This is a genomic window from Micromonospora sp. BL1 (assembly GCF_003667485.1).
Classification (GTDB): domain Bacteria; phylum Actinomycetota; class Actinomycetes; order Mycobacteriales; family Micromonosporaceae; genus Micromonospora; species Micromonospora tulbaghiae.
Map to the genome: position 1 here is coordinate 1 of NZ_RCVK01000414.1, position 8,732 is coordinate 8,732.

The following is an 8,732-nucleotide window of genomic DNA, read 5'->3' on the forward strand; positions in this document are numbered from 1 at the left end:
GCCCAGAAGCGGTGATCAAGGAGTTTGTGTCCAGTTCCAGCCCCGCCGACGACACAAACTCCTTGATCACCGCTTCTGGGCCGCTGCCCCGCGCGGACGCACGCGAGATCTTGGTACGAAACGGACCCCATAGGGGCGCTTTCGTACCAAGATCTACGGCGGCGCCCGGGATACGGGCGGCGAATCCCGCCTGCCGGGCGGCGCGTGATTGAGGGGGCGGACGGGCTGGGCAGCCCGCCGCCGCCGCGGTGGCGGTGAGCGCGTTGTTCGCCCAGTCCGTGGTGATCCGCGATCTTGCAGTCCGGGCCCGGGCGAACGGGACATTCGGGGCACAACTCGGGCCGAAGGTGCAAGATCGCGCGGGGGACATCGGGGGCGCGGCGCGGGCCAGAAGTGCAAGATCGCGAGGGAGACACCGGGCGCGGCGCGGGCCGGGAGTGCAAGATCGCGAGGGAGCGGGCCGTTGGGCTACGGCAGGTGGCCGGGCAGGTGTGTCACGTTGAGGCGGGGAAGCTCTACGGTGACAGCCCGGGTGGGGTGCGAACCGGGCGCGCATCAACGTGCTGGCGGAGGCGCGGCGGTGTCCACGGGAGGCGGACCGCGACGTGGTGCCGCCGCGGCGGGACGGTGAACTCGATTTCGGGCACGACTGAGCGAGCGCCCTCGCCGCGTGTGCCGCGGCGACCGGCAGCAGGTCGCCCCGGCGGCGCTTGCCGACCTGCTACGGAGGCGCCGCCGGTTTCCCGCCCCGGTTCAGGGGCGGGACGCGGTCAGCGGTGGCCCTCCGGGCGCTGCCGCCAGCGGTCCTCCATCCGGTCGAGGAAGGAGCCCCGACGGCCACCACCACCGCCACCGCCACTGCGGCCACGGGGACGACGCCGGCTCGTTGTGCCGCCGACCACGTGCAGGTCGGGCGACTGGGATCGGCGGTGCGACTGCACCGCGTAGCCCAACGAGGCCAGCATGACGACGAAACCCGCCACGGCCACCGCAGGAATCTTGATCACGGCACCGTAGATCAACAGGGCCAGACCAGCGACGACCACGCCGGCAGCGACGAGCACGCGACGCCGCGCGTGGAAACGCGGGTCGCTGGCGCGCACGGCCGAGGCGAACTTGGGGTCCTCGGCAAGCGACCGCTCGATCTGCTCGAACAGCCGCTGCTCGTGCTCCGAGAGCGGCACGGCACTCCTCCCCGGTCACGTTGGTCGGCCCGGTCGGGCCGACAGACCGTGGCAGCCAACCGGCTGCTTACCCGCAAGTCTACGAGGGCCCCCGCGCGTCGGAAAGCGGGACGACCTACGGCCGGGTCGGTTTTTCGACTTGTCGTGTATCACGACGGCCGAGAAGGCTGGCCGGACCTATGACGGACCGCCCGAATCGGGCAGCCGCGGCATCGGCCGCCGCCTCCGCCTCGCGCCAGCCGCGCTCGGGCGCACCGAGGGTGAGCTGCTGCGGGGTCTCCCCCGCGGGGGCGAGACCTTCCATCCGGACACCGACCAGCCGAACCGGCTCGCCCGGGGCCAGCGCGCCCCACAGCGCCCAGGCCGTGTCGAACATCTCCCGCGCGGTGTCGGTGGGCACGGCGAGCGTGCGGGAGCGGCTGACCGTCCGGAAGTCGGCGAAGCGGACCTTGAGCGACACGGTGCGGCCCACCTGTCCGGCCGCCCGCAGCCGAGCGCCGGCCTTGTCGGCGAGGGCGAGCAGGGACCGCCGGATCTCGTCCGGGTCGCTCACGTCGGTGTCGAACGTGACCTCCGCGCCGATCGACTTCTCCACCTGCTCGGGTGTGACCGCGCGCGGGTCACGCCCCCACGCCAGCTCGTGCAGGTGGGTGGCGGACGCCTCGCCCACCGCCCGGCGCAGCAGGCCCGCCGGTGCCTCGGCGAGGTCGCGCACGGTACGCAGGCCGAGGCGGCGCAGCGCGTCCGCGGAACGCTCCCCCACGCCCCACAGCGCGGACACCGGCAGCGGGTGCAGGAAGTCCAGCACCCGGGCGGCCGGGACCACGAGCAGGCCGTCAGGTTTGGCCCGGGTGGAGCCGAGCTTGGCCACGAACTTGCTCGGCCCCACGCCGACCGAGCAGGTCAGTCGCTGTTCCTCGGCGACCCGGCGGCGGATCAGCGCGGCGATGTCGGCGGGCCGACCGAACAGCCGGCGGGCGCCCGCCACGTCGAGGAACGCCTCGTCCAGTGAGAGCGGCTCGACCAGGGGCGTGACGTCCCGGAAGATCCGCATGACCGCCCGCGACGCCTCGGTGTAGGCGGTGAAGTCGGGCGGGAGGTAGACCGCGCCGGGGCACAGCGCGCGGGCGCGGGCGGTGGGCATGGCGCTGCGGACGCCGTACCGCCGGGCCTCGTAGCTGGCGGAGCTGACCACGCCGCGCGGCCCGACGCCGCCCACCACCACCGGCCGGCCGCGCAGCTCGGGCCGGCGGCGCACCTCCACCGAGGCGTAGAACGCGTCCATGTCGACGTGCAGGACGGTGCAGCCGGTGTCGTCGGCGTCCGGCCCGAAGCGCGGGTCACCGCCTCGGGGCAACGACTGGCTGCGGCCCATGTCAGCAGGCTAGCCCGCCGGTCCGACAACCCCACGGCGACCGCCCGCCGGCCCCGGACGAGGCGGGGCCGACCCGGGAGACAGCGCAGAGGCACGGACGAACCGGGTCAGCCCCGGACCACCAGCAGCGGGATCGTCATCTCGGCGGCGGTGTCCGCGCCGTGGTACGCCACCAGCCGCGACGCCATCGGCGGCTCGGAGCGGGTGGCGACCACCGCGTACGTGTCCCGGCAGACCACCACCACGTCGCCGATCCGGGTCAGGTGTGCCTCGGGCACCGGCCCGAACCAGCCGGTCGCCACCGCCTCGGCCCGGGTCAGCACGTGCGCGGCCGGGCCCAGCACCTCGGTCCAGGCGGCCGTCACGTCGGCCTCGGCACCCGGCTCGACGTGCAGGTAGCGGACGCGGGGCTCGCCGGCGACCACCCGTACCCCGGCCCGCAGGCGGGGGTCGGCGTCCAGGTCGATCCGGTGCGCGGCGGGCACGTCGAGCTGGCCGTGGTCGGCGGTGACCAGCAGCGCGGCGTCCGGCGGCAGCCCGTCGACGAGCCGGGCCAGCAGCGTGTCCACGTCGGCGGCGGCGGCCCGCCAGGGCGCGGAGTCCACGCCGCTGAGGTGCCCGTGCCGGTCCAGGTCGGGGTGGTAGCCGGAGACGAGGGCGGGGCCGTCCCCGGCGGCGAGCGCCGCCAGCATCCGGGCGGCGAGCGCGTCGACGCCGGCCGCGCCCCGGTAGTCGCCGCCCCGGTTGGCGGCGAGCGTCAGGCCGCTGCCGGCGAACTCGGGACGGCTGACCACTGTCACGGCGACCCCGGCGGCACGGGCCCGCTGGTACCAGGTGGGCACCGGCTGCCAGCTCGCCGGGTCCGGGTCGCCGGCCCAGTCGACGTGGTTGAGCACCCGGTCGGTGCCGGGCACCCGGACCGTGAAGCCGAGCACGCCGTGCGCGCCGGCCCCGGTGCCGGTGCCGAGGCTGACCAGGCTGGTCGGCGTGGTGGACGGGAAGCCGGTGGTGAGCGGCCGGCCGACGGTGGCGGCCAGGCCGGCGAGCGTCGGGGCGTACGGGGCGGCGGTGGGGATCTGGTACCAGCCGAGGCCGTCGACGAGCAGCACCGCGATCCGGCGTACCCCGGTCAGGCGCGGGGCCAGGCCGAGCCGGTCGGCCGCGCCCGGCACGCCGAGCAGCGCCAGCGCGCTGGGCAGCACGTCGGTCAGGGCGGCGCCGTCGTAGCGGGGCGCCACCCGGTCCAGCGGGCCGGGAGCCGGATCGGGGGCCGGGCCGGTCATGCCGGGCGGCGGGCGAACAGGTGCAGCTGGGCGGCGAGATCGCGGTACGGGGACCGGGCCGCCAGGGCGCGCTCCAGTTCCACCAGGGCGGCCTGCTGCCCGTCGGCGACCGCGGCCGGGAGCAGGTCGGCGAGCACCCGTACCCCGTGGATCTCCTCCACGACGAGGCCGGCGGCGGTGAGCAGCGCGCTCGCGTCGGTGGTGTCGTAGCGGCGGCGCAGCGTGTCCCGGCCGCCGGTGGTGCCGCGCGGGTCGGCGGCGAGCGCGGCGGCGGCGTCCAGTTGCCCGTTCATCGCCCGGCCGAACACGGCGGCGGCCCGGCCGGCGACGAGCACGCTCGCCGCGCCACCCGGGCGCAACGCGGTGACCAGCGCGGACATCACCGGTTCCGGGTCGTCGACCACTTCGAGGACGGAGTGGCAGAGCACCAGGTCCACGGTGGCCGGTTCGACGAGTCCGGTGAGCGCGTCGGCGTCGCCCTGCGTCGCGCGTACCCGATCGGCGACCCCGGCCTCGGCGGCCCGGCGGGTCAGCGCGGCGAGCGCGTCGGGGCTGGCGTCGACCACGGTGACCCGGTGACCGGCCTCGGCGAGCGGGACGGCGAAGCCGCCGGTCCCGCCGCCGACGTCGAGCACGGAGAGTTGTTCGCCGGCCCGCCGGTCCAGCTCGGCCCGGAGCACCGACCAGATGACGGCGGTGCGGGGGGTGAGGGTTCGGATCTGCTCCACGCGCCGAGCCTAGTCACCCCCCGGCCCGGGTTCAGGACTCGCCGCCGCCGGCGGGGTCGTCCTCGGCGCGGGAGCGCTGGTCGTTGGCCACCGGGCCGTCGGTCACCTGGTATTCCCGCGGCTCGGCCTCGTGGGTGGGCGCCCAGTCGGCGCCGAGGCGGGTCCGTCGGGCGTTGGCTACGCCACCGGCGTACGTGCGGTGAAAGGTCATCGGTTCATCCCCCATACCCCGGGTGGGCCGCTCTGCCCACCCGCGTCGGGAGTCTCCCGCCTCCGGCCCGGAGAAACCGTAATGTGGATCACTCCATCAACGGAAATCCCTGGATGCCGGTGTGACGGGGGGCTCGATCGCGTCCAGCCGGTCCGCGGTGAGGTTCGTGACGCCCTCGTGCCGCTGCAGCCGGCCCCGCACCACCAGTGCTCCGCTGGTGCGGGCGATTCGACGGTATCTCTGCCACAACCCCGGGGAGCAAGTGACATTCAGCATCCCGGTCTCGTCCTCCAGGTTGAGGAACGTGACGCCGCCGGCGGTCGCCGGACGCTGCCGGTGGGTGACGATCCCGCCGACCCGGATCCGCTGCCCGGGCGGCACCTGGCCGAGCCGGGCGATCGGCACCGCGCCCAGTTCGTCGAGCCGGTCCCGGATGAACCGGGCCGGGTGGCTCTCCGGGGACAGGCCGGTGGCCCAGACGTCGGCGACCAGGCGGTCCACCGCGGCCATGCCGGGCAGGGTGGGCGGGTCCGCGCCGGTCACCGTGCCGGGCAGCCGGCCGGGCCGGTCCTGGGCCGCCGCGCCGGCGGCCCAGAGGGCCTGCCGCCGGGTCAGCCCGAAACAGGCGAAGGCGTCAGCGGTGGCCAGCGCCTCCAGCTGCGCGGCGGTGAGACCGACGCGGCGGGCCAGGTCCGGCATGTCCCGGTACGGCCCGTGCGCGGTCCGCTCCGCCTCGATCCGCTCGGCCACGTCCTCGCCGAGGGTACGGACGCTGCCCAGCCCGAGCCGTACCGCCGGGCCGCCCAGTCCCCAGGCGTGCGGCGGCTCGCCCGGCACGCTGCCCCACCGGGTCTGCGGGGTGGACTCCAGCACCGCCTTGGCGCCGCTGGCGTTGATGTCCGGCCGGCGCACCTCCACGCCGTGCCGGCGGGCGTCGTCGGCGAGCGTCTGCGGCGAGTAGAACCCCATCGGCTGGGCGTTGAGCAGCGCGGCCAGGAACGGGCCCGGGTGGTAGCGCTTGAGCCACGAGCTGGCGTACACCAGGTAGGCGAAGCTCATCGCGTGGCTCTCCGGGAAGCCGTAGCTGGCGAACGCGGTGAGCTTGCGGTAGACGTCGTCGGCCAGCTCGCCGGTGATGCCCCGCTCGGCCATCCCGGCGTAGAGCCGGTCGGCGATCTGCGCCATCCGCTCCACCGAGCGTTTCGCCCCCATGGCCCGGCGCAGCTGGTCGGCGCCGGCCGCGTCGAACCCGGCCAGGTCGATGGCGAGCTGCATGAGCTGCTCCTGGAACAGCGGTACGCCGAGCGTCTTCTCCAGCGCGTTGCGCATCAGCGGGTGCGCGTACGTGACCGGCTCCTGGCCGTTCTTGCGCCTGATGTACGGGTGCACCGAGCCGCCCTGGATCGGGCCGGGCCGGATCAGCGCCACCTCCACCACCAGGTCGTAGAACTCGCGCGGCTTGAGCCGGGGCAGCGTGGCCATCTGGGCGCGGCTCTCCACCTGGAACACGCCCACCGAGTCGGCCCGGCAGAGCATGTCGTAGACCTCGGGGTCGTCCAGGTCCATGTCGCCCAGGTCGAGGCTGGACCCGATCAGGTCGTAGCCGTAGTGCAGCGCCGAGAGCATGCCGAGGCCGAGCAGGTCGAACTTGACCAGGCCGACGGCGGCGCAGTCGTCCTTGTCCCACTGGAGCACGCTGCGGCCGGGCATCCGGCCCCACTCCACCGGGCACACCTCGATCACCGGCCGGTCGCAGATCACCATGCCGCCGGAGTGGATGCCCAGGTGCCGGGGGAACCCCGCCCACCTCCCCGAGCCGCCGGCCAGCTCGTTGGCGTACGCGACCACCTGCTCCGGGATGTCCGCCACGTCGACCGCGGCGACCGAACCCCACCTGTCGATCTGCTTGCTCCAGGCGTCCTGCTGGCCGGGCGAGAAGCCGAACGCCTTCGCGACGTCGCGCACCGCCGACCGGGGCCGGTACGAGATGACGTTGGCGACCTGGGCGGTGTGCTCCCGGCCGTAGCGGGCGTAGACGTGCTGGATCACCTCCTCCCGGCGGTCGGACTCGATGTCCACGTCGATGTCGGGCGGGCCGTCGCGCTCCGGGGCGAGGAACCGTTCGAACAGCAGCCGGTGCCGGACCGCGTCCACGTTGGTGATGCGCAGCGCGTAGCAGACCGCCGAGTTGGCCGCCGAGCCCCGGCCCTGGCAGTAGATGTCCTGCGCGCGGCAGAACGCGACGATGTCGTAGACCACCAGGAAGTAGCCGGGGAAACCGAGGTCTTCGATCATCCGCAGCTCGTGTTCCAGCTGCGCGTACGCCTCCGGGTGCGCCTCGGGCGGGCCGTAGCGCTCGCGGGCGCCGTCCATGGTCAGCCGGCGCAGCCAGCTCATCTCGGTGTGCCCGGGCGGCACCGGGTACGCCGGCAGCTTCGGCGCCACGAGCTGGAGGTCGAAGGCGAGTTCCGCACCGTATTCCGCGGCCCGCGCCACCGCGCCCGGGTACGCGGCGAACCGCGCCGCCATCTCCGCGCCGCTGCGCAGGTGGGCGGTGGCCGCGGCGGGCAGCCAGCCGTCGATCTCGTCGAGGCTGCGCCGGGCCCGGACCGCCGCGACGGTGGTGGCCAGCCGCCGCCGGCCCGGGGTGGCGTAGTGCACGTTGTTGGTGGCCACCGTGGGCAGCCCGGCCGCGGCGGCCAGCTCGGCGAGCGCGTCGTTGCGGTCGGCGTCGACCGGGTGGCCGTTGTCGGTCAGCTCCACCGCCACCGTCTCCGCGCCGAACAGCGCGGTGAGCCGGTCCAGTTCCCGGGCCGCCGCGTCGACGCCCTCGGTGAGCAGCGCCGCGGGCACGTGCCCCTTGCGGCAGCCGGTGAGCACCAGCACGTGGTCGCGCAGCTCGTCGGCGATCTCCTCCAGCTCGCCGTAGACCGGGCGGCCCTTCTCCCCGCCGCGCAGCTGGGCGCGGGAGATGGTGGCGGCCAGGCGCGCGTACCCCTCGTGGCCGTGTGCGAGCACCAGCAGGTGCCGGCCGAGCGGGTCGGGTTCGCCGTTCTGCGGGCCGGGCAGCCCGAGGGACAGTTCCGCGCCGAAGATCGTCGGCAGCCGCAGCGCGCGGGCCGCCTCGGCGAAGCGCACCACGCCGTAGAAGCCGTCGTGGTCGGTGACGGCGAGCGCGGTCAGCCCGAGCCGGGCCGCCTCCTCGGCCAGCTCCTCCGGGTGGCTGGCCCCGTCGAGGAAGCTGAAGTTGGAGTGCGCGTGCAGCTCCGCGTACGGCACCACGCCGTCCGGGCGGTCCAGTTCCGGCGGCCGGTATTCCTGGCGTTTGCGGCTCCAGGCCGGTGAGTCGCCCCCGTCGGCGTCGACCGCGAGCGGGTCGACCACGTGCAGGTGCCGCTCGCCCTTGGCCCGCCCGGAGAGCACCTGCTCCAGCTTGGACCACGGCATCTTCGGGTTGTGGAAGCTCACCGGTGCCCGCCTCGCCCTGCACCCGACCGCCCGAGATCTTGGTACGAGACGGCCCCTGGAGGGGCGCTCTCGTACCAAGATCTTCTCCGGTGCTCAGTCATAGATCGCCTCCACCAGCCACTGCCCACCCTCGACCGCGAGCAACAGGGCGGCGCCGTCGGCCAGGCACACCTGGAACCGGGCCCGGCGGCGCGCCTCGGCCGGCGCCCACCAGCGCTCGTCCACCGGCCACGGGCCGGCCCACCCGGTGATCTCGGCCGGGCGGCCGTCGCCGACGGTGAGCCGGGCCGGCGCCGCGCTGACCGCCAGCCGGGCGCTCACCACGACCGGCTCCCCGGCGGCGTCACGCACGTCGGCCGGCAACGGGGTGGGCAGCACCACGGCCGGCGACGGCGGCGGGATCCGCCCCGGCCACGGCGGCTCGGCCACCGCCCGGCCCCGCCCGGCCCGTCGCCCCGCACGGCCCGCAGGGGGTACGACGAC

At 75.2% G+C, this 8,732-nt stretch carries 6 protein-coding genes and 1 pseudogene; all 7 read right to left on the reverse strand.

The window, feature by feature from the left end:
* Positions 1 to 770 precede the first annotated feature (770 nt).
* Positions 771 to 1,184 (reverse strand): DUF3040 domain-containing protein, encoded by a 414-nt coding sequence (locus EAD96_RS30175; RefSeq protein ID WP_120568815.1) that lies wholly within the window; start codon positions 1,182 to 1,184, stop codon positions 771 to 773.
* A 115-nt stretch (positions 1,185 to 1,299) separates the two neighbouring features.
* Positions 1,300 to 2,559 (reverse strand): DNA polymerase IV, encoded by a 1,260-nt coding sequence (locus tag EAD96_RS30180; protein ID WP_121686625.1) that lies wholly within the window; start codon positions 2,557 to 2,559, stop codon positions 1,300 to 1,302.
* A 107-nt stretch (positions 2,560 to 2,666) separates the two neighbouring features.
* Positions 2,667 to 3,842, reverse strand: a complete 1,176-nt coding sequence (locus EAD96_RS30185; RefSeq protein WP_121686626.1) for an alkaline phosphatase family protein — start codon at positions 3,840 to 3,842, stop codon at positions 2,667 to 2,669.
* Positions 3,839 to 4,570 (reverse strand): methyltransferase domain-containing protein, encoded by a 732-nt coding sequence (locus EAD96_RS30190; RefSeq protein ID WP_121686627.1) that lies wholly within the window; start codon positions 4,568 to 4,570, stop codon positions 3,839 to 3,841. Before EAD96_RS30190 ends, EAD96_RS30185 begins: the two co-directional genes overlap by 4 nt.
* A 31-nt stretch (positions 4,571 to 4,601) precedes the next feature.
* Entirely contained in the window at positions 4,602 to 4,781 is a 180-nt protein-coding gene (locus EAD96_RS30195; RefSeq protein WP_030500224.1) for a hypothetical protein, read from the reverse strand.
* A gap of 96 nt (positions 4,782 to 4,877) precedes the next feature.
* Positions 4,878 to 8,249 carry an error-prone DNA polymerase gene (locus tag EAD96_RS30200; protein ID WP_121686628.1) on the reverse strand — a complete coding sequence of 1,124 codons (3,372 nt, stop codon included), beginning with the start codon at positions 8,247 to 8,249 and terminating at the stop codon, positions 4,878 to 4,880.
* 93 nt (positions 8,250 to 8,342) lie between these two features.
* Positions 8,343 to 8,732, reverse strand: a pseudogene (locus tag EAD96_RS30205) (DNA polymerase Y family protein); the annotation flags it as partial.